19 protein-coding genes are annotated in these 19,513 nt (G+C 41.1%); 6 read left to right on the top strand and 13 right to left on the bottom strand.

Annotated elements, in window-relative coordinates:
• Positions 1–84: 84 nt before the first annotated feature.
• Positions 85–1,035 carry an alpha/beta fold hydrolase gene (locus H5186_RS21495; RefSeq protein WP_182794938.1) on the bottom strand — a complete coding sequence of 317 codons (951 nt, stop codon included), beginning with the start codon at positions 1,033–1,035 and terminating at the stop codon, positions 85–87.
• Positions 1,036–1,158: 123 nt separating this feature from the next.
• Positions 1,159–2,064 (bottom strand): hypothetical protein, encoded by a 906-nt coding sequence (locus H5186_RS21490; RefSeq protein ID WP_182719575.1) that lies wholly within the window; start codon positions 2,062–2,064, stop codon positions 1,159–1,161.
• Between the two features lie 220 nt (positions 2,065–2,284).
• Here H5186_RS21490 and H5186_RS21485 point away from each other — a divergent pair, with 220 nt between their 5' ends.
• The gene (locus H5186_RS21485; protein WP_182719574.1) at positions 2,285–2,962 is read left to right on the top strand and encodes a hypothetical protein; all 678 of its coding nucleotides are present in this window, start codon (positions 2,285–2,287) and stop codon (positions 2,960–2,962) included.
• Positions 2,963–2,994: 32 nt separating this feature from the next.
• Here H5186_RS21485 and H5186_RS21480 read toward each other — a convergent pair whose 3' ends face one another.
• The 5 genes from H5186_RS21480 to H5186_RS21460 all read right to left on the bottom strand — a co-directional run bounded on the left by H5186_RS21480 (position 2,995) and on the right by H5186_RS21460 (position 8,960).
• Complete coding sequence (locus H5186_RS21480; protein WP_145242390.1) at positions 2,995–4,188, bottom strand: dipeptidase; 1,194 nt, start codon at positions 4,186–4,188, stop codon at positions 2,995–2,997.
• A gap of 59 nt (positions 4,189–4,247) precedes the next feature.
• Positions 4,248–4,493 carry a YheU family protein gene (locus tag H5186_RS21475; RefSeq protein ID WP_145242392.1) on the bottom strand — a complete coding sequence of 82 codons (246 nt, stop codon included), beginning with the start codon at positions 4,491–4,493 and terminating at the stop codon, positions 4,248–4,250.
• On the bottom strand, positions 4,490–5,470 hold the full coding sequence (locus H5186_RS21470; protein ID WP_145242394.1) for a hydrolase: 981 nt from the start codon (positions 5,468–5,470) through the stop codon (positions 4,490–4,492). The genes H5186_RS21475 and H5186_RS21470 overlap by 4 nt, the downstream gene beginning before the upstream one ends.
• 1,158 nt (positions 5,471–6,628) lie before the next feature.
• A complete protein-coding gene (locus tag H5186_RS21465) occupies positions 6,629–7,051 on the bottom strand; it encodes a TIGR02444 family protein (RefSeq protein ID WP_182719572.1) in 423 nt (140 codons plus the stop codon).
• On the bottom strand, positions 7,038–8,960 hold the full coding sequence (locus H5186_RS21460; RefSeq protein WP_182740773.1) for an ATP-binding cassette domain-containing protein: 1,923 nt from the start codon (positions 8,958–8,960) through the stop codon (positions 7,038–7,040). Before H5186_RS21460 ends, H5186_RS21465 begins: the two co-directional genes overlap by 14 nt.
• Before the next feature lie 143 nt (positions 8,961–9,103).
• On the opposite strand from H5186_RS21460, the gene H5186_RS21455 reads away from it, so the two are divergent.
• Positions 9,104–9,307, top strand: coding sequence for a YheV family putative zinc ribbon protein (locus H5186_RS21455; protein WP_029216159.1), 204 nt, complete (start codon positions 9,104–9,106; stop codon positions 9,305–9,307).
• A gap of 13 nt (positions 9,308–9,320) precedes the next feature.
• Here the strand turns inward: H5186_RS21455 and H5186_RS21450 are convergent, their stop codons facing one another.
• Both H5186_RS21450 and H5186_RS21445 read right to left on the bottom strand, forming a co-directional pair.
• Positions 9,321–9,536 carry a SlyX family protein gene (locus tag H5186_RS21450; RefSeq protein WP_182719570.1) on the bottom strand — a complete coding sequence of 72 codons (216 nt, stop codon included), beginning with the start codon at positions 9,534–9,536 and terminating at the stop codon, positions 9,321–9,323.
• Positions 9,523–10,521 (bottom strand): WD40 repeat domain-containing protein, encoded by a 999-nt coding sequence (locus H5186_RS21445; protein ID WP_182719569.1) that lies wholly within the window; start codon positions 10,519–10,521, stop codon positions 9,523–9,525. Before H5186_RS21445 ends, H5186_RS21450 begins: the two co-directional genes overlap by 14 nt.
• Before the next feature lie 202 nt (positions 10,522–10,723).
• Here H5186_RS21445 and fkpA point away from each other — a divergent pair, with 202 nt between their 5' ends.
• The gene (gene fkpA, locus H5186_RS21440) at positions 10,724–11,476 is read left to right on the top strand and encodes an FKBP-type peptidyl-prolyl cis-trans isomerase (protein WP_145242404.1); all 753 of its coding nucleotides are present in this window, start codon (positions 10,724–10,726) and stop codon (positions 11,474–11,476) included.
• A gap of 56 nt (positions 11,477–11,532) precedes the next feature.
• Here fkpA and H5186_RS21435 read toward each other — a convergent pair whose 3' ends face one another.
• Positions 11,533–12,582, bottom strand: a complete 1,050-nt coding sequence (locus tag H5186_RS21435; RefSeq protein WP_145242406.1) for an LD-carboxypeptidase — start codon at positions 12,580–12,582, stop codon at positions 11,533–11,535.
• Positions 12,583–12,759: 177 nt separating this feature from the next.
• The gene (gene rsd / locus H5186_RS21430; protein WP_145242408.1) at positions 12,760–13,227 is read right to left on the bottom strand and encodes a sigma D regulator; all 468 of its coding nucleotides are present in this window, start codon (positions 13,225–13,227) and stop codon (positions 12,760–12,762) included.
• A gap of 502 nt (positions 13,228–13,729) precedes the next feature.
• On the opposite strand from rsd, the gene hemE reads away from it, so the two are divergent.
• Positions 13,730–14,794, top strand: coding sequence for a uroporphyrinogen decarboxylase (gene hemE / locus H5186_RS21425; protein ID WP_149980407.1), 1,065 nt, complete (start codon positions 13,730–13,732; stop codon positions 14,792–14,794).
• A gap of 85 nt (positions 14,795–14,879) precedes the next feature.
• Here hemE and sthA read toward each other — a convergent pair whose 3' ends face one another.
• Together sthA and H5186_RS21415 are read right to left on the bottom strand one after the other, a co-directional pair.
• Positions 14,880–16,307, bottom strand: coding sequence for a Si-specific NAD(P)(+) transhydrogenase (gene sthA / locus H5186_RS21420; RefSeq protein ID WP_145242412.1), 1,428 nt, complete (start codon positions 16,305–16,307; stop codon positions 14,880–14,882).
• Positions 16,308–16,320: 13 nt separating this feature from the next.
• Positions 16,321–17,454 (bottom strand): fatty acid desaturase, encoded by a 1,134-nt coding sequence (locus H5186_RS21415; RefSeq protein WP_145242414.1) that lies wholly within the window; start codon positions 17,452–17,454, stop codon positions 16,321–16,323.
• A gap of 126 nt (positions 17,455–17,580) precedes the next feature.
• Between H5186_RS21415 and fabR the strand changes: the two genes are divergently transcribed.
• The gene (fabR, locus tag H5186_RS21410; RefSeq protein ID WP_145242416.1) at positions 17,581–18,204 is read left to right on the top strand and encodes an HTH-type transcriptional repressor FabR; all 624 of its coding nucleotides are present in this window, start codon (positions 17,581–17,583) and stop codon (positions 18,202–18,204) included.
• Positions 18,205–18,310: 106 nt separating this feature from the next.
• Positions 18,311–19,489 carry a hypothetical protein gene (locus H5186_RS21405; protein ID WP_259399724.1) on the top strand — a complete coding sequence of 393 codons (1,179 nt, stop codon included), beginning with the start codon at positions 18,311–18,313 and terminating at the stop codon, positions 19,487–19,489.
• Positions 19,490–19,513 lie beyond the last annotated feature (24 nt).

The following is a 19,513-nucleotide window of genomic DNA, read 5'->3' as shown; positions in this document are numbered from 1 at the left end:
CAAAGTTTGGGGCGAAGATACCTTTTTTAACTGTGCTAATAATATCGGCTTGGCTGTGCTCGCCGCCTAACATATAAGTATTGGTCATACGTGGCACCGCTTACCGCTTACCGCTTTTTTTAACTTTTTCTGCGCGCGCTTTTGTTCTGCTTTCTTAACGTGTTTGCTGATCCACTTGGTCATTTTTACCATTAATGCTGGCGGGAAGTCATGGCCCATACCGTTTACTATCTTTAATTTAGCCTTCCTGATTTGGGCTGCGGTTTGCTTTCCAGCGGCTATTGGCATGACAGGGTCTAAACTGCCATGTATGACGAGGGTTGGGGCTTTTATTTTCGGCATTAAATGTTGCCGGCAATCACTGGCAGTAATAGCGGCAAGTTGTCGGTTAAAGCCTTGCGGGTTGTGTGCTCTATCCACTCCTAGGGTAGCTTGTTTACGCAAAGCTAGTTCATCTTGTGGATAGGCTGGGCTGCCAATTAATTGATTTAGCCTTATATTATAATGTATAGCACCATCACGACTGGCTTGGGCGCGACGATGTTTTGCAAGCTGTAAAAATAGCTTTAAATTAGACGCCGATAGCTTAGGTTTACTCGAACTTGACATAATTGAGGTTAAGCTCAAGACCTTTTTTTTATATTTAGCTGCGATAATTTGCGCAATCATGCCGCCCATAGATGCACCGACTAAATGCGCTTTTTTGATTTTTAATTCGGCCATTAATTCTAATACATCATTTGCCATATCATCTAAGGTGTATGGGATGCGGGATTTAATAGGTAACCGTTTATTTAGCCATATTTTGAATAGGTTAGGGCTACCAAATTGTTCAAGTTGGCTTGAAAGACCAGTATCGCGGTTATCAAAACGAATGACTCTAAACCCTTTAGCTACTAAGCCTAAATATAATTCATCAGGCCATACTGTTAGCTGCGCTCCAAGGCCCATAATCATAATGATGACAGGCGCTGATTTCTTTCCTTTATCTTGATAGCTAATTGTAATGCCACTTTTAATTTTAATCGTGCGCATATTACGTTATGTCGATAGCTTATTTAGCGACTTATGCAAAACAGTATAGTTAAAACTCAGTAATCCTTCATGAGTAGAAATATGAATTTTTTATATCAGAATGAGAGCCGTTTTTTAATACGTTTAACCTTCAGCATGTTTTCGCAGTTCTGCTAGCATGCTTTCATTGCCAATCATTTCATCAAGTACAGAGCGGACATTATCATCACTAGTGTGCTGGTAAAGTGATAAAATATGCTGGGCAATTTGTTGGCTATTGCCATCTTCTGAGCTTTGCGATTGATAGTATTGCGATATCAAGCCTTGCCCCGCTAAACGGCGAATATAATCGTTAGACTCATGCTGCAGTAGTGAAGTAAAGCGCTCAGTCAGGCGTTGATCGAGTACGGGTGCTTGAGTTATGACTTCAATGGCTTGGATTTTGAATTTCTCATCATCACTATTAGCGGCCAGCTCTAAAATATTATCGACTACCGCAAAGTCATACTCAGGTATTTTTGATTTATTCAAAATATACATATTCATTTGTAGTTGAGTTAGGGCTGCGAGTCTATCGATGTCTGTGGCATTTGGGTCGAGTATTTGCTCTCGTAATTGTGTGGTTATTTTTTTCGCATAGTCAGAGTCTGACTTTATGCGTAGTTCATAGTCTTGTGGTAAGTCGGCATAAAAACCGTAAAGTGGGTTGCTTTCACGCATTTCATCTATTTCTTGCTGTTCTTTTTCCGTCAGTACAGCAAGCACTAACTCCTTAAAGTCATCGTTATTATATTCTTGATCTATAGAAGTATTTTTTATTTTCAGGCTAGTCACTTGTCGCTGTAAAGATATTATTTTGTTATGCAATTGGGTAACTGAAAGTTCGTTGCCGTCATTATTCAGTGGCATATTAGTAACAATGATCGATGACTGTTCAGTGCTACTTTTGTCGTTAGGTAAACTCACTGATTTGAAAAATGTACCGTAACACGAGATCACAAGTGCGGCTGAGGCAAGCGCTATTGCGACTGATCCTTTACTAATAGGCATGTGGTGGAGGCTCCATATTTGAAAAGGCGTAATTTACCGCTTTTGGGGCTATAAGTCTGTTAAAAGATGTAGAAAGTTAAGTGTGCTTCAGCGTATTATAATTTATTCGCTAAGTATGATTGATAACGAAGATTAATTTTATTTTTAATTAAGCAAGGAGACTCTTCTCTTTGCAAACATCATGTTGTTTGGTCGTTGTATACAGCACGGAAAAGGAAATATGAATATATTTAAGTGGTTTTTTATTGCGTTGTTTTTGCTCCTATCGGGGTGCGCAACAAAGCAAGAAAAGGTTAAAAAAGACAGTGTCAAAAAAGCAACCCTCAGCATCGCAGAAAATCGCAAACCGCTTGGTAAAGTTGGTGTGATTACGCTGATTGGTGATAACTTACTTTGTACGCATACAGGGGTTACGGTATTCAGCAATGAACGGCAGTTGTATGCGCTCCCTACGGGTTTAAATGAGCTACTAACGCAGCGGATAATTGCGCGCTTTGCTGGTTTTGATACCGCATTAGTGCCGTTAAATAAGCAATCTATGTCGATCATTAATACTGATGTAGGCGTCTCGCGATGGAGCAACATTGAGTTTAATAATCAACAAAATGTAGACACGGTTTTGATTTTCAGTGGCGCGTTTAAATATAGATCTAAAGACGGTTATTATAAAGATGAAAATGCGCTTCATACCTATGCTGAGTTTTTTGTATATGATGTGTCTTCAGGTGATTTACTAGCTGAGTCAACGCATTACCAGTACAACTTGTTTGACGCGTTTAGCTGTACACAAAGCACATTTGCGACAACAGGAGCGATGTATGAGTTGATTAAAATGGCAGGGTCCACGTCTCAAGAGAAATTGATAAATGAGATTTTTCAGCCATCAAAGAGTAATTAGGCCCTGAACCTCAGGACCTAATTATTTATCAATTAATGTTTTTTTGCATACTGTTCGGCTTGTTGCCATACGCGCAGCACATTGCCACTGAGGATTTTTTTGATATCTTTGTCACTGTAACCACGATCCATTAATCCTTGCACTAGATTCGGGTAGCTAGATACATCTTTTAAGCCTACTGGCAGTGAATCGCCAACACCATCGTAGTCAGAGCCGATGCCAACATAATCGATACCAATTAGCTCAACAACGTGATCGATATGCTCAAGTACTTGCTCAAGACTCGCAAATGGATACGGGTTTTTAGCACGATACGCGGCATCAAAATCTTGACTTAATTTAGTGCCTTCTTTTTTTGCCGACTCTTTTTTACTCTTTAACTGCTTGCCCCAATCACCTGCTTTAGCGGTTACAAAGCTTGAACCAAAGTTTATTTGAATAACCCCGCCGTTCTTTTTCAGCGCTAGTAGCATATCGTCATCCATATTACGCTCAAAACCAGGCGTATATTTGCGCAGTGATGAGTGTGAGGCAATAACCGGTGTTTTAGATAGCTCCATTACTTGATAAAACGCATCATCTGAAATATGTGAAACATCAATCAGCATGCCAATATTGTTCATCTCAGTAACCAGTTTTTTACCAAATGGGCTTAGACCTTTCCATTTACGGCGAATATCATAAGATGAATCTGAAATATGGTTGCTTTGTGAATGAGCAAGGGTGATATAGCGTACACCACGATCAAAAAAGTGCTGTAGGTTTGCCATGTCACCTTCAATTGGTGAGCCGTTTTCCATCCCCATTGCTATCGACATTTTGCCTTGTTTGAACTGCTTTTTAATATCATTCGTTGAATCGGCAATAGCAAATTTGTCAGGGGCGCGCTGGGCAATTGCTTCCATACTATCAATGAGTTGATTTGCTAGCTGAAAGCTTTTACCTTTCCCTTCAAACTCCAAATGCGCAGGAATATAAATCGACATAAATGGCGCATTTAAGCCACCTTTAACTGCGCGTGGGTAGTCAAAATCACCGTCATCAGTGGCTTTAGTAACATCAGCCCATTTAGCATGAATACGGTACGGCACATCGATATGAGTATCGATTAAAATAGTGTCTTTGGTGAGTTTAATTGCTTTAGCTGATGCGCTAATGTCTGCACCTTGCACTTGGCTTGATAAAGCAAGTGCAACGGCAATAACTACTGAGCTTAGTTTTATCATTTTTAATGGCTCTTTTAGTAAAAAAGCCATTGTCTATTTTTACAACTAGGGTTACAAGTTTACTCGTTAAATTGTGTTTCACTTTGCAGTGCTTTAAATTCACCTTTAGAAATAATAGTAACTGATTCGTGCAGTTCTGAAAAAAACACCATGGCATCGCCATTTTGTAGTTGTTGTTTTACTTGCGCCACTTTACTTTCAATACTGAATTCTTGCTCACCGTAATCGGTGCCTTCACGTAGCACATAACTTTCAATTAAATTGTATAGAGTGTCTTTATCTAGTTGCTCATGGGGAATGATCATAGCTGCTCTTTTTTGACGATTTGGGTGAAGAAATCTGGCACTACATGCTCTAACCAATAAATCGGTTTAAATGGATTTTTTCCACTTATAAAGCCAACATGGCCGCCTTTTTCTGAGACTTGCAGCGTAACATGCTCACTAACATCTTGCCTACTGGGTACAGCTTTAATTGACAGCATTGGGTCGTCTTTCGCATGAACAATTAATGTGGGTGTTGTAATGTGTTTTAAATAAGGCTTAGCGCTGGCTTGTTGATAGTAATCTTCAGCACCAATAAAACCATGTAAAGGAGCTGTCAGTTTATCGTCAAACTGCCATAAATCATCAATTTCCATTAGCTGATCTGGTGTTAAATCAATCTGTTTTGTGATTTGCGGTAATTTACGCTGCATCGATTTTTTCATGCGATCGAGTAAATACTTTTGATAAATCTTAGCCAAACTTTTACGAATAACTTGGCATGATGGCGACAAATCATAAGGAGCTGAAACAACCGCCGCGCCATCAAGTAAACATTGTTCGCCTTGTTCACCTAAGTATTTGGCCAGTACGTTACCGCCGAGTGAAAAGCCAACTGCAACCATCAAGCGATCTGGAAACTGCTGCTTAAGTTGTTTTATAAAAAAATCGAGATCGCCGGTTTCGCCACTATGATATGCACGGGGTAGGCGGTTAACTTCAGTAGAACAGTTACGAAAATGCATTAAAACAACACTAAACCCCTGCTTTTTGAGGGCTTTCATCATGCCTTTTGCATAAAAGCTATTGATATTACCTTCCAGGCCATGCAATACAATTGCCAGCGGCGCGTTATCGTTTTTGGGTTGTGACCAAGCGAGCTCTAAAAAATCGCCGTCGGGAGTATCAAGCTGCTCTAATTGGTAGCGAGTATTATGAAAAGGCCGAAAAAACCGTGGCATAATGGTTTGCACATGGCGATTAGTCATCCACCAAGCTGGCTTGAAATCTGTAGACATAAGTTAAAACATGTTTAGCTAATAGAATCGCTAGTGTAACAAACTTTTAATAATAAAAAGCCCCTAATCAAATAACTTGATAGGGGCTTTGTGCGTCGTGCTTAATTCTGATTGGGTGTTTTGTCGTCATGTACTTTTTTGATAAAAAAGTACACAAAGAAAAGGCATAAACTGATCACTACTCCCAGAAAACCAAATGATAAAAATAGTACTGGGTCACTAAAAAAGTCTCTGAAGAATACGTCCATAAATGCCTCCTAATGTCTATGGATTAATGATAGAGACAGTTTGACTAGGTTGTTATGATCCAGATCAAGCTATTTTCCTAAGTTGATTAGCAGTGATACAGAAGTTGATTTGGATCAAATCAGTTAGCGAGTTTGCAAGGAGAAAGGTTAAAGTGGCAAAGCTCTAGGGAGCTTGCGGGTCATTATTAATGAAAAAACTGGAAAGCTACCAGTCTTTGCATTTTTATTTTAAACTGTATTGGTTATAAAAACTGTAATACAGGGGGAGATCTTGAGGGTTACGCGGATAGTTAAATACACTTTAGTGATGGCATTTTTTTATGTAATTTTAGGTTTCTTAACATCACAAGTTATCAATATGGTTGCGAGACTAACCTTTGAAGACTTTTTCGTAATCCAGTTAATCCCCTCAGCTTTCTTATCCATATTCATGTATGGGGTTATGGCTTACAGAAGTTCAAGCCATAATTGGCAATATGCATTTGCAGTTTATGTGTTGGGGTTTTTATTTAGCACTGCGATCACTTCGTTTATTTTGCAAGAGTTGTTTATCCCGCCAACTTTAGCTTTTGAGCTACCTATTTTACTTTTAAGTACAGTTATAGGAACATTAATAGGTATCAGGTTGAGAACCAAAAATAACAACAAGCCTACAGCCGCCGAATTCAAGCGCTAATACACGACCTACAAATGCGCTAGTATATTTTACTGGCTTTTCTTTAAAGCGTAGCGCCTCGAAACCCTCATTGTGGATAAATTACTTTAAAATTTTGTACAAAAAAAGACAGTGAGACAGATAAAAATATATTCGCAGCTAAAGCTGGCTCCTACAGGTATGAATATCCGTGGGCAATGGTTTTAGACATGATTGCCCTAACTATACCCCAAACACAAGTTCGCACCGAGCTGCTTATAGCTTAAGCAAATACAACCTAATATTATTCGGCTCCGGATGCGTAGCTAATCTAAATTTATTTACCGCATCTATCAACATCTCTTGCTGTTGCTTTTCTAGCTTTAACTCGGCGCTGAGTAGGTCTTTACGAATTGCAGCATAATCTGCAATCTCGGTGTGGTTGGTTTTTAAATAGCCGCGGGCGGCACGCAGTGGTTGTAGTACCTGCTGATCAAATTCACTAATACATTGCTCAAGTTTGTTTAACTGAGTTTGGCTAATTGCTAGATTGAGAGAGTCTAAATAATACAGTAGCAGGCACAGGTTAACGTTTTTACCTTGCTGGTTTTGGTAATCTAACAGGCGTGCTTGCATGTCACCTTCGCTATAAAGCTGACATGCAAATTGCCAAAAGTCGTTGCTGTTAAGCAAGTTCATTGGCAAACGCCTGTTCTTTTTGTTCCATCTCCTCAAGGGCCATTAATAGCTCCTCTTCGATGTCATTTACTTTCGGTGTTAATGTCGCTTGTTTAGCTAGTAATTCTTTGAGTTTTGCTTTGTTGTCATCGTTATAAAGCTCGTTATCGCCAAGTGCTTGTTCGATTTCAGCTAATTCGGCTGAGTGTTTATCAAGTTGCTTTTCAAGCTTTTCGATGTGCTTTTTAAGTGGTTGTGTGGCTTTTCTAAACTCTGCTTCTAGGCGTTTTTGCTCTTTACGGTTAACGCTTGAATTTGCTTTTGGTTCATTGTCATCTTGAGTGGTTTTTGCCGCTTCTTTATTAGCGTTAAGTAGCCATTGATAGTATTCGTCTAAGTCGTAGCCAAACTGGGTTACTTCACCGTTATCCACTAAGTAATATTCGTCGGCGGTATTTTTTAGCATGTGACGGTCATGGGAAACGGTAACCATCGCGCCTTCAAACCCTTGCAACGCCATAACTAAAGCATGACGCATTTCTAAATCAAGGTGGTTGGTTGGCTCATCGAGCAGTAATAAGTTTGGTTTTTGATAGACCAACATTGCGAGTACTAATCGGGCTTTTTCACCCCCTGAAAACGGTGCTACGGGCTCAAGGGCTTTATCACCAATAAAGGCAAAACCACCTAAAAAGTCACGCAGTGATTGCTCGGTGGCTTTAGGATTTAAACGCTGCAAATGGGTAATCGCGCTGGCTTTTAAATCTAGCGATTCCAATTGATGCTGAGCAAAGTAACCTATGTTTAAGCCCTGATGTTGGAATACTTCGCCTGCTTGCGGTTGTAAGTCGCCAGACAATAATTTTATTAAGGTTGATTTACCTGCGCCGTTACGGCCAAGTAGGGCAATGCGACTACCAGGGACTAAGTTAAGTTTAATACTATTTAAGATTGTGACATCGCCATAGCCGGCTTGAGCTTTATCGAGTGTCATCAATGGGTTTGGTAGTGCGGTAGGCTCTGCAAATTCAAAGTCAAAGGGCGAGTCAGCATGAGCTGGTGCGAGCTTTTCCATACGTTCAAGCGCTTTAACGCGGCTTTGTGCTTGCTTGGCTTTACTGGCTTTGGCTTTAAAGCGGGTAATAAATTGCTCAAGGTGGGCAATTTGATCCTGTTGTTTTTCAAACATCGCTTGTTGTTGTAATAAACGCTCTGCTTTTTGACGTTCAAATTGCGAGTAGTTGCCTTTGTAAACATTGATCTTTTGCTTGTCGATATGCCAAATTTGGTCAACTACAGCATCGAGGAATTCACGGTCATGCGATATCAACACTAAAGTACCGGTGTAAGCGCGTAAAAAACGCTCCAGCCAGTACACCGCATCTAAATCCAAGTGGTTAGTTGGCTCATCCAGTAGCAGCAAGTCGGCATCACGGATCAGCGCTTGGGCAAGGTTTAAGCGCATTCGCCAACCACCGGAAAAATCACTAACGGGGTTTTCAATTTGGTTATTTGCAAACCCTAACCCGTGAAGTAACTCGCCGGCTTTGGCTTCTATGCTATAGCCTTTAATGTGCTCAAGTTGTATGTGCACTTTGGCTTGGGTATCGCCATCATCATTTTGTTCGGCTTCGCGCAGCGCAATACGCATGGCGTAATACTCAGGATGACCTTGTAATACATAATCAATTGCGCTGATATCTAGCGCTGGCGTTTCTTGTTTTACCGAGGCGATAGACCAGTCTTTAGGGATACTGCAATTACCTGCATCAAGCTGTAGTTCAGATTTCAATAAACTAAAGAGTGTTGATTTACCGCAGCCATTGGCGCCGACTAGGCCAACTTTGTGTTCTGGAAATAATGTAGCTGAGGCATCTTTAAGGAGTGCTTTACCGCCGCGAAGTAATTCAATTTCTGAGATCTGGATCATGTAGTCTGCGCTTTACTGTGCCTTTGTGAACTTGACGCTATCATAGCACGGAAGCTGGACTATATTTCAATCGTCAGCGTATCAACTGGGTAGTTATTGGGTTAAAATGTAGCAAGTTTCTTTTCAAACTGTGGGAAAACGTAGTGAAACAGAAAAAACGATTTATTGCTGGGGCAACCTGTCCAGAGTGTAAAACCATGGATATGATGATGCTTTACAAAGAGCACGATGTAGAGAAAGTCGAATGCATGCAGTGCGGCCATAAAATGGCACAGCCAGAGCAGGCTGTTCAGGCATCAACACGCCAATTTGAACAAGTCATTGGCGTGTTTAAACCGGGCGATTAAGCGCCCGCAACCATCAATAGTGTGGCGGCGGAGGTTCTGGCGTGTCTGACATCATCATAGATGATGCTTGCGACTCTTTAATTTTTTCAGCCAGTAGCTCTGTTTGGCGCTTCATTTTTGCCAACAGCTGCTGGTGAACTTTTATTTCATCATTTAAAATTTCAATCGTTTCGTCTTGAAAAGCCACTTTGGCTTCAAGTTCTGTTAAGCGATGTTCAATTGTGTTCATTTTTTTCTCGTCTAGTAAAGCGCTCAGCGATCCCACTGGAGCTTTCGGTTAACAACGCAGTATCGTTGTCAGTAAAAGCGACATCAAGTACCACTGCTGATTTTGGTCTACTGCCTTCTCGCGGTGTTACATGCCAACTTTGAATTTGTTCACCACTGGATAATTGCCATAGGTCCACTAAGCGGTTAGGTGAGCCTGTTGCCAGCAAGGTGCCTGCTTCATTAAAGCGTACCGCAGTAAAAATTCTCTGGCGGGCAATATACTGCAGTTTACTAACAAGATCACCTGTTGTCAGCTGCCATACATGTGCTTGTGTCATACTGTCGGCGGTAAATGCATAGCGACCTTGCGGATCTAAGGTCACTTGGGTGACACGACTTGGATGGTTAAAGCGATGGATCACTTGTCCGGTACGAGTATCCCAAAAGTACGCCGCATAATCGTTGGAGCCACTGAGAGCAAAATTTCCGTTGGGCGATAAAGCAACTGCGTTAATTTTTTCTTGGTGACCAAGGAACTCAATGCGTCTACCGGTCTCTAAGTCGAGGTAAACAACAACGCCATCGCTACGACCGTACAAAACACTGCGGCCTTGGTTACTAATGGCGATATCACGAATAGTGGCGGTTTTTATTTTGTAGTAGCCGGTATTTTTGCCAGTGGCAATATCCCATACTGCAAAAGTGGTTTTTTCAGCGGTAACAGCGTGGCTGTTGTCATAAGCGATAGCCACGGTATGTACTAGGCTATCGGCGTCTTGTTGCTGAAACCATTGGTATTTTAGTACTTGCTGTTGATTATCCCATAGGGCGACCCCATGGTGTATAGATGAGATCAGGCTGTATTTGCCATCATGAGATATTGCGGAGGCGAACGCGCCTCTGGCTGCATGCTCATAGCTTGCAGTGGCTTGGTCTTTTTGTTCTGAGCAGGCAATCAGCAAGGTGCAGCACAGAAGATACAAAAAAGTACGAAATATCGACATATTACAGCTATTTCCCCTTAACTCTTAGTGATTGAGAGGTTAGACTAGGGCTCGTGAAGGCCTAGGTTGTTTATCTAATTAACGTGAAAGTGAGCGTATAGCCTACAATCAGAAATTAGATAAGTAGCCTACCATGGGCCGTTAACCTTTAACTAGTAATAATACAATAAATGACATCTGCAAAGTGTGTCGGAGATTTAAAATGAAAAAGACGATTAAATTGTCATTGATTGCAGCGTCAGTTTTAGCGCTAACAGCTTGTAATCAAGAAGCAAAACAAGAACAAGCACCTGTTAAACTTGAAACTGAAGTACAACAACAAGCATACGGTATTGGTGCATCTGTTGGTAACTTCTTAAATAAAGATTTAGCTGATAAAAAAGAGTTAGGCATTGAGCTTGACCAAGCACTATTAATTCGTGGTTTTGAAGATGCCCTTGCTGGCGACGCAAAAATTGACGAAGAGAAAATTCGTGAAGTATTAACGGCACTTGATACGTCAGTACGTACTAAGCAAGAGCAACATGCCAAAGTAGAAGCTGAAAAAAGCCAAGCTGAAGGTGAAAAATACCTAGCTGATAACGCTAAGAAAGAAGGCGTAACAGTAACTGAATCAGGCCTACAGTACGAAGTGATCACTCAAGGTGATGGTGAAATGCCAGTAGCAACTGACGTAGTTAAAGTACACTACAAAGGCACACTACTTGACGGTACTGAATTTGATAGTTCGTATGCTCGTAACGAACCAACGACTTTCCCACTTAACCGCGTAATCGCTGGTTGGACTGAAGGTTTACAACTTATGCCTGTAGGTTCTAAGTATAAGTTTACTATTCCAGCAGAACTAGCATACGGCGATCGTGACTTAGGTAAGATCCCAGCTAACTCAACACTTGTTTTTGAAGTTGAATTACTTGAAATTCAAAATGAAGAGCAAGCAGCAGCTGCAGAGTAATTATTTATTCTGTGCGAGAAGGGGGCTAATTAGCCCCTTTTTTTGTTGCTAAAATCTTAGCTGAAGGCGGTTTCTTTCATAGTCAACGTACCTGTATCAGCATTGAGTTCGATTTGCGTACCGACCGGTAATATGAACTGTCGTTTTATATGGCCAATCATCGCCCCTCGGTAGGCAGGGATAGCCAGCGGTTTTATATAATCTGCAAAAATTTCATCTAGCGTCAATGAGCCATAGCCATTTCCCGGGCTGCAATCGTTACAGTCACCAAATACAAACCCCGCTATTTTGTCCAGTGCACCCATTAGTTTTAAAGTGCTGAGCATGCGGTCAATCCGATAAGGTGCTTCATCAATGTCTTCTAAAAATAAAATAGCCCCGTCAAATTGTGGTAAATAAGTTGAGCCAGCCAGCGCTGTTAGTACAGTTAAATTACCGCCGATAAGTTGTCCAGTCGCTTTACCTGGTGTGATGGTTTGGGTGAGGTATTGGCTATTAACCAATTCATCCTCGGCTTTTGGCAAGTTGCTAAAGTGCATGCGGGTTTGTTGCTCAAACATTTGTTTAAATTGTTTAACATGAAATGGATTCCAATCACTAGAGGCGTTAGGTCCATGAAAACTAACAATACCGGCTTTAGCTAGTAACGCGTTATGAAGTGCGGTGATATCTGAGTAGCCCATCAGCGGTTTGGCGTTAGCACGGATCATGGCATAATCCAGTAGGGGTAAAATACGTGCCGCCCCAGAGCCACCTCGTAAGCAAAAAATAGCATCAACACTGCTGTCGTTAAACAGCGCATTAAGATCGTCTGCACGTTGTGTATCAGTGCCCGCAAGGTGGCCACGTCTAGCCATAATATTAGGTGCTAACTTAGCATTATAACCAAGCGCTTCAATTACTTGCTTAGCTAAAATAATGTCTTTTTGATTTGCTGTTGCTGCTGATGGGCTAGCTACACCAATTGTGCCTCTGCTTGGTAAGGCGTTCGGCTTTTTTAAACTTAGTGCAGTTTGACTTGATAGGTTAGCTGCTTGAGCGCTATTGCCTGCGAGTAACCCTGCACTGAGGAGTGATACAGATTTCAAAAATGTACGTTTATTCATGGCGAGCCTGTGTAGTTTTAATGCACAATAAGGCTATAATTACATCATTGAAATATAAATTTCAATTTTATGGGGTGTTATGGGAATATTAAATTTATAGATGGGCAAAGAAAAGACCTAAAGTAAACAGCAAACAAGGAGCTTAGCTCCTTGTAACGTAATAATTGTGTGTATTATCTAGGTGTGATTAGAATATAAATTATCAATCAACTCATCTTCTAACTCAAAACGCAGCTCAAGTGTTTCACCAAGTTTTGATAAGTCGTCATCAAAATCATTGAGTAAATCTTCTTTATCCACCTCTGCATATTTGTCATTAAAATCAAGTGCAATGTCAGTAGTTTGCGAAATTCTTGGATAAAGTTCATTGGCAAGCTGCTGGCTGTTAGGGCCTTTTTGCTCACATGCCTTGGCAATGTCGTCATACACTTCAAAGTGACCAGCAGATAAATAATCCATCAATAGTTGGCAAAAATTTTGGATCTGTAATTGGTCAGGTAAGGCATGGTCTTTTTTATCATACGGTGAAAAGCCAGCAATACGACAATATAAAACTAATAGCTCTTGGCGTTCTGAGAGCCATTTGTCGATCACGGTGTGGCTACCACCCCATTTTTGTTGAGCTTTTTCCAAACGCGTCAGCATTATCATTCTCCTTAGCTGGGTTGGTTTCTTCTATAACAATGAAATATGCCGCAAAGATCAACACATTTTTTTTATAATTTTGTAATAAAACAAGAACTATATGATATATAAACAGTTTTTTTAATAAAATACAAATCGTTTATATTGTTTCAGGCAAGAAAAAACCACCATAAAGGTGGTTAATTTCTTTTTCCATGACTTGTTTAAACAAGCTTTCTTATTGTTATTAGAAGATTTTTATTTTTATTGTTATGTAATTTTTATTGTTTTTATTGTTAACGCGGGACAAGTTATACCAAGGTTTTTACTATGTTGCAAACATATTAATAAAAAATTTCAAATGTTATTGTTTGTTGTATTAATTTTGTACCAAGCAAGCATCTTAAAATAGATTATTAATCTGTATCAATACTAAGGTTAATTAGTGCCATAGCGATAGAGAGGTGTGCGATATGGTGATACAATCTGCGCAATATCTATCAGCTTTAGGATCCTTTACGCTATGAGCGAATTAAAAAACGACCGTTATTTACGTGCACTACAAAAACAGCCAGTTGATGTGACTCCGGTATGGATGATGCGCCAAGCAGGGCGTTACTTACCAGAATACCGCGCAACTCGTGCACAAGCGGGCGATTTTATGAGCCTGTGTAAAAATGCTGAGCTCGCTTGTGAAGTAACATTACAGCCGCTGCGTCGTTACCCATTAGATGCCGCTATTTTATTTAGTGATATTTTAACGATTCCAGATGCGATGGGCTTAGGTTTGTATTTTGAAACCGGTGAAGGTCCTAAATTTGAGCGTCCAATTTCATCACTTGCTGATGTACAAAAAATTCCAAAGCTCGATCCAACAGATGAGCTTGGTTATGTTATGAATGCCGTAAGCACGATCCGTCGTGAACTAAAAGGCGAAGTACCGCTAATTGGTTTCTCGGGTTCACCTTGGACACTTGCTACTTATATGGTTGAAGGCGGGAGCAGCAAGACCTTTGGTAAAATCAAAAAAATGGCGTTTGCTGAGCCAAAAACACTGCATTTGTTACTTGATAAGCTTGCTGATTCAGTGATCGATTATTTAAATGCACAAATTAAAGCCGGTGCGCAGTCTCTAATGGTGTTTGACTCATGGGGCGGTGTATTGAGCCCGCGTGATTATAAAGAGTTCTCATTGCAGTACATGCACAAAATCGTTGATGGTTTAATTCGTGAATACGATGGCCGCAAAGTGCCCGTTACGTTATTTACTAAAAATGGCGGTCAATGGATTGAAGCGATAGCAGCAACGGGTTGTGATGCAATTGGTCTCGATTGGACAATTAATATTAGCGATGCTAAGCGCCGTGTCGGCGACAAAGTAGCTCTGCAAGGTAATATGGATCCATCAATGTTACATGGCACACCAGATCGTATTCGCCAAGAAGTAGCGACTATCCTTGAAGATTTTGGCACAGGTGAAGGTCATGTATTTAACTTAGGCCATGGTATTACGCCTGATGTTGATCCTGAAAACGCGGGTGTATTTATTAATGCCGTACATGAGTTTAGTGCGCAATATCATAAGTAACTGCAGCTGTAACAAACACTGTCATTTATAATCAAAAAAGCCCGCTTATCAGTAAGCGGGCTTTTTATTAGCTGTCTCAACGTGTTTATTTAAACAGTCGATTCAAACCATTTAACGCCGCAACACGATAGGCTTCAGCCATAGTTGGGTAGTTAAAGGTGGTATTTACAAAGTAATCAATATTATTGCCGCCATTTTTTTGTTCCATAATGGCTTGGCCAATGTGCACGATTTCAGAGGCACGCTCGCCAAAACAATGCACACCCAGTACTTCTTTGGTTTCAGTGTGGAATAATATTTTTAAACTACCCACTTCGGTACCAGCAATCTGTGCTCGCGCTAAATGTTTAAATTGAGCTCTGCCGACTTCATAAGGGATTTTCGCGGCGGTTAACTGCTGCTCTGTTTTACCTACTGAGCTCATTTCAGGGATGGTATAAATACCTGCCGGAATATCAATAATTAGTTTTTCATCGCAATTACCACAGGCAATTGCATCGGCAGCAATTCGACCCTGATCAAACGCTGCACTAGCAAGACTTGGGTAGCCAATGACATCACCAACGGCATAAATGTTATCGACCTCGGTTTGGTAAGTTTCATTAACTTTTAACTGCCCGCGGCCATCAGCTTTTAAACCAACCGCTTCAAGATTAAGTCCGTCAGTGTTGCCGGTGCGACCATTGGCAAATAAAATACAGTCAGCTTTAACGCGTTTTCCTGATTTTAAATGCATAACAACGCAATCATCACGGGTTTCAATGCGGTCAAACTCTTCGTTATGGCGGATCACAATGCCGCTATTCCAAAAGTGATAGCTTAAAGCATCTGAGATTTCAGCATCCATAAAGGCGAGTAAGCGGTCGCGAGTATTAACTAAATCGACTTTTGCACCTAAACCTTTAAAAATAGACGCATACTCACAACCAATGACACCAGCGCCGTAAATAAGCACTCGATGAGGGTCATGCTCTAGGCCTAAAATAGTATCGCTGTCGTAAATACGAGAATGGGTAAAGTCGACTTCAGGTGGGCGATAAGGGCGAGAACCTGTAGCAATAACAATGGTTTTAGCAGTTAGTCGTTCGGTTGACCCATCAAGACGTTTAATTTCAATTGTGTGCTTATCAACAAAGCTAGCATCACCTTGAAACATATGAATGCGATTACGATCGTAAAAGCTACTGCGTAAATTTGATTGCTTAGAAATAACCGAGCTGGCGTGGCGCAAAATATCAGGAAACGTTAACCTACTAGGGCGCTCACCCACATTAAACAATGGGTTTGCTTTGTATTCTATGTAGCGGCTAACAGAGTGACGTAGTGCTTTTGAAGGGATAGTACCCCAATGTACGCAACCACCACCAACGGCAGCTTGGCGTTCGATAACGGCCACTTTTTTGTTGCTTTTAGACAGGTTCATGGCGGTACCTTCACCGCCAGGACCTGTGCCTATAATAATTGCATCATATTGAAATGATGGTTGTTCTTGCTTTACTTGTTGTTTGGCCACAGCCACTCCTACATTAACTAAAAGAGGCTTTTAATAACCTCGCATTGAGTGCAAGCCACGCCTGCTTTTGATTTTCCCAGGCTGCTTCCAACTCATGATATTGTGTCATTAAAGCTGATTTTTCGCATTGTTGCAGCATGTTATTCTTTTTAACTTCTAAAACTTGCTTTTTTAGTGCGCAAAAGTGTTGTAGCTTTTTCAGCAATAAATCGTACTCTTGCTGCAATAATGTAAGCTTATCTTGCGCTAAAGGCAATTTCGCTAAACGGTTTTGCGTTCTATTCATTAACGTTTCGGCTTTGGCTTTTTCGATGCGCTCAACCGGCGTACGTTTTAATTTTTTAGCAAGTCCAACAGCCGCAAAAGCGCGGATCATCCATTTTGTGGGATCATAATGAAACCATTTTATGCCATTGCGATAATCACTGGCAAAAATATGATGAAAGTTATGGTAACCCTCGCCATAAGTAAACAAGGCTAGTACCCCGTTATCACGAGCAGTGTTTTTTTCGGTGTAAGGTCGAGAGCCCCAGATATGCGCCACCGAATTAATAAAAAAGGTGAAATGCTGGCTCAATACCAAACGCAACAATCCAGCTAACAACAGCATGCCAATTACATCACCAATTATTAAACCCAGCAGGGCAGGGATACCAATATTAGTTGCTAATACTAATTTCATATAATGACGGTGTTGCCACATCACTATTTTATTGCGTTGTAAATCACGACAATTACTATAATCACCATAACTGTCGCCTTGGTAATCGCGTAACATCCAACCTATGTGGCTATACCAAAAGCCATTAGTTGCTGCATAAGGGTCTTTTACAGGATCATCAACTTGGCCATGATGAACGCGGTGATCGCTGCTCCAGTGCAGCGCACTATTTTGTAGTGCAAAAGCACCACCTAGAGCAAAAAAGGCTTCTACAACAGGATGAGCGTCGTAAGTTTTATGGGCCCATAAGCGATGGTAGCCTGCGGTAATTGACATACCAGCATAAAACATACAAGCAACAAATGCGATCCAATGACTACTGGTAAAGCCATGGGTAAACCCATACCAAGGCACTAATGTGGCAGCAGCCAAAAAAGTAATACTAAAAAATAGGACATTGGTCCAAATAATCGGTGGTTTTTTCATCTTTTCAAATCTGAGCGTACACTTGTAAGCTAAAATAATATTTCATTCTCTTGCCGTCAAGTATTAGACTGGAGAATTAAGATAAAAATCACCATAAATTGATTTAAATTAAATCAGGAGTAGTTCATGTCGGGTGTTCGCGCGCAACAGAAACAAAAAACACGACAAGCTTTAATTGAAGCGGCATTTAACCAATTAAGCGCCGATCATAGCTTTTCTAATTTAAGTTTACGTGAAGTTGCCCGTGAAGCAGGTATAGCACCAACCTCATTTTACCGCCACTTTAAAGACATGAATGAACTGGGTTTAACCATGGTCGATGAAGCCGGTTTAACGCTGCGCCAGCTAATGCGCCAAGCGCGCCGCCGTATAGCCAGTGGCGGTAGCATTATCACCACCTCGATTGTTACTTTTATGGAGTTTATTGATAACTCCAGTAATCAATTCAGATTATTACTGCGTGAACGCTCCGGCACCTCTAAAGCATTTCGTGCCGCTGTAGCCCGTGAAATTAAACACTTTATTTTAGAGCTTGCTCATTATCTTGAAAGCGAAACCCCGTGCGATGCAACTCATGCGTATATTCAAGCTGAGGCTATGGTCACGCTAGTATTTAATGCCGGTGCTGAAGCATTAGATATAGAAGGGCAACAACGAGAAGAGTTAGTCGATCGTTTAATTTGGCAATTACGTTATATAACGCGTGGCGCTAGTAATTATGTGCGAGAGAATAAAAACACGAGTGAATAATCAGCATAAATGCTTGTAGATTTTTTGTTCCTATTTCTTTATTATTGCAAGCTAAAGTTTATACTCAGACAATTAAATCTCTGCATTAGAGAAAGCGAGGATGCACATGCTCACCAAGGACGCGGTGAACTTTAAACATGCCCATATTTTTGATGAAATAAAAGATGAAGCAACCGAACCTGTTGTAACGTTTGCGTACGTCAGGCGAGCTGAATTCTTTTTATTACCGAAAAAACTACAACGGCTTATTCAAGATAATCAGTATGGTGTAATTGATAAACGCCAAGCCGCACGGCTACGTGATGATCCCCGCAGCCAATTTTGGGCAAATGAAAAAACATGGCGAAAAGTCAGCTACAACACCTATAGAAATACCGCGCAAGGCTTAGCTGTTTATCCAAAAGATCCTGTGAGTACCACTAAGTTTTCGTCATCCGGTGGAGCTAATGCCGCACCTGATTATTCGGCTTCGGAGCATTTTTTAAGTGACTCCAACCAAGCAAACTTCTTAGCAAATCCAGCGCTACTCAATAGCCAGTATGGAGAAGGCCAAGCAAAGTATATTGCGCAATCAATGCAGAAAAATAGCCGTGCTTTAAAGCCAACAGTTGTTGAAGTTCACTTACCCGCAGTATGTATATATAAGCCTATTTTGCAAAGTACTGTATTGCTAAAAGCGTCGCATCAAGTTAGGCAAAATTTTTCAAACCATCTTTTACAAGCAAGCGAAACCGTAGAGCAGCTCGCCGAGCAATATACCGGCTATAAAAATGCCAATTTGATTTACGACTACAACCTAGGCTTTAGTAATCGCAAACCAGCCAAACCCGGCACTAGCTTACGCGTGCCCGATGGATGGAAGCTCAATATTGAAGGCTCAAGCAGCAACAGCCGCAGCGTGGTTATTAAGTGGCAAGGGCCAACCAGCGGGCAAGTAACCTTACAACTCGATAAAAAACGCCCTGACGAAGTCTCATTTTGGCAGCATTTTTTTGCTGTAAAGCCCGGACTTTATAACGTTATTGTCACTGCCAGCGGCGCAGTAGATACCACTACCTTTACCGTTGAACAGCCCGCGTTAGGCTACGAAATTGAATTGCGTGATGAAGCCGGCGAGCCGCAAGCGAATATGGGGTACAAAATTCGCTTACGTAACGGCCATGTTATCACCGGACAGCTCGATAAAAACGGCTACGCCAACGTATCAGGCCCTGATTTTGAAAACGCCAAAGTCAGCTTTTTTGAACTCGCCGATCACGATTGGTCAGTAGGCAACATCACCTAAACGTAGACTTGCTCTGGCGATATT

The sequence above is a fragment of the Pseudoalteromonas sp. SG41-2 genome (genome assembly GCF_014164535.1).
Classification (GTDB): Bacteria; Pseudomonadota; Gammaproteobacteria; order Enterobacterales; family Alteromonadaceae; genus Pseudoalteromonas; species Pseudoalteromonas rhizosphaerae.
Note: the sequence above shows the minus strand (reverse complement) of the source record. Positions and strands in the feature narration are given on the sequence as shown.

What these genes read in the sequence shown, in the direction of transcription:
- H5186_RS21495 (WP_182794938.1), bottom strand. Translation starts at nt 1,035, where the DNA reads ATGCGCACGATTAAAATTAAAAGTGGCATTACAATTAGCTATCAAGAT.
- H5186_RS21490 (WP_182719575.1), bottom strand. Translation starts at nt 2,064, where the DNA reads ATGCCTATTAGTAAAGGATCAGTCGCAATAGCGCTTGCCTCAGCCGCA.
- H5186_RS21485 (WP_182719574.1), top strand. Translation starts at nt 2,285, where the DNA reads ATGAATATATTTAAGTGGTTTTTTATTGCGTTGTTTTTGCTCCTATCG.
- H5186_RS21480 (WP_145242390.1), bottom strand. Translation starts at nt 4,188, where the DNA reads ATGATAAAACTAAGCTCAGTAGTTATTGCCGTTGCACTTGCTTTATCA.
- H5186_RS21475 (WP_145242392.1), bottom strand. Translation starts at nt 4,493, where the DNA reads ATGATCATTCCCCATGAGCAACTAGATAAAGACACTCTATACAATTTA.
- H5186_RS21470 (WP_145242394.1), bottom strand. Translation starts at nt 5,470, where the DNA reads ATGTCTACAGATTTCAAGCCAGCTTGGTGGATGACTAATCGCCATGTG.
- H5186_RS21465 (WP_182719572.1), bottom strand. Translation starts at nt 7,051, where the DNA reads ATGAACTTGCTTAACAGCAACGACTTTTGGCAATTTGCATGTCAGCTT.
- H5186_RS21460 (WP_182740773.1), bottom strand. Translation starts at nt 8,960, where the DNA reads ATGATCCAGATCTCAGAAATTGAATTACTTCGCGGCGGTAAAGCACTC.
- H5186_RS21450 (WP_182719570.1), bottom strand. Translation starts at nt 9,536, where the DNA reads ATGAACACAATTGAACATCGCTTAACAGAACTTGAAGCCAAAGTGGCT.
- H5186_RS21445 (WP_182719569.1), bottom strand. Translation starts at nt 10,521, where the DNA reads ATGTCGATATTTCGTACTTTTTTGTATCTTCTGTGCTGCACCTTGCTG.
- fkpA (WP_145242404.1), top strand. Translation starts at nt 10,724, where the DNA reads ATGAAAAAGACGATTAAATTGTCATTGATTGCAGCGTCAGTTTTAGCG.
- H5186_RS21435 (WP_145242406.1), bottom strand. Translation starts at nt 12,582, where the DNA reads ATGAATAAACGTACATTTTTGAAATCTGTATCACTCCTCAGTGCAGGG.
- rsd (WP_145242408.1), bottom strand. Translation starts at nt 13,227, where the DNA reads ATGCTGACGCGTTTGGAAAAAGCTCAACAAAAATGGGGTGGTAGCCAC.
- hemE (WP_149980407.1), top strand. Translation starts at nt 13,730, where the DNA reads ATGAGCGAATTAAAAAACGACCGTTATTTACGTGCACTACAAAAACAG.
- H5186_RS21415 (WP_145242414.1), bottom strand. Translation starts at nt 17,454, where the DNA reads ATGAAAAAACCACCGATTATTTGGACCAATGTCCTATTTTTTAGTATT.
- fabR (WP_145242416.1), top strand. Translation starts at nt 17,581, where the DNA reads ATGTCGGGTGTTCGCGCGCAACAGAAACAAAAAACACGACAAGCTTTA.
- H5186_RS21405 (WP_259399724.1), top strand. Translation starts at nt 18,311, where the DNA reads ATGCTCACCAAGGACGCGGTGAACTTTAAACATGCCCATATTTTTGAT.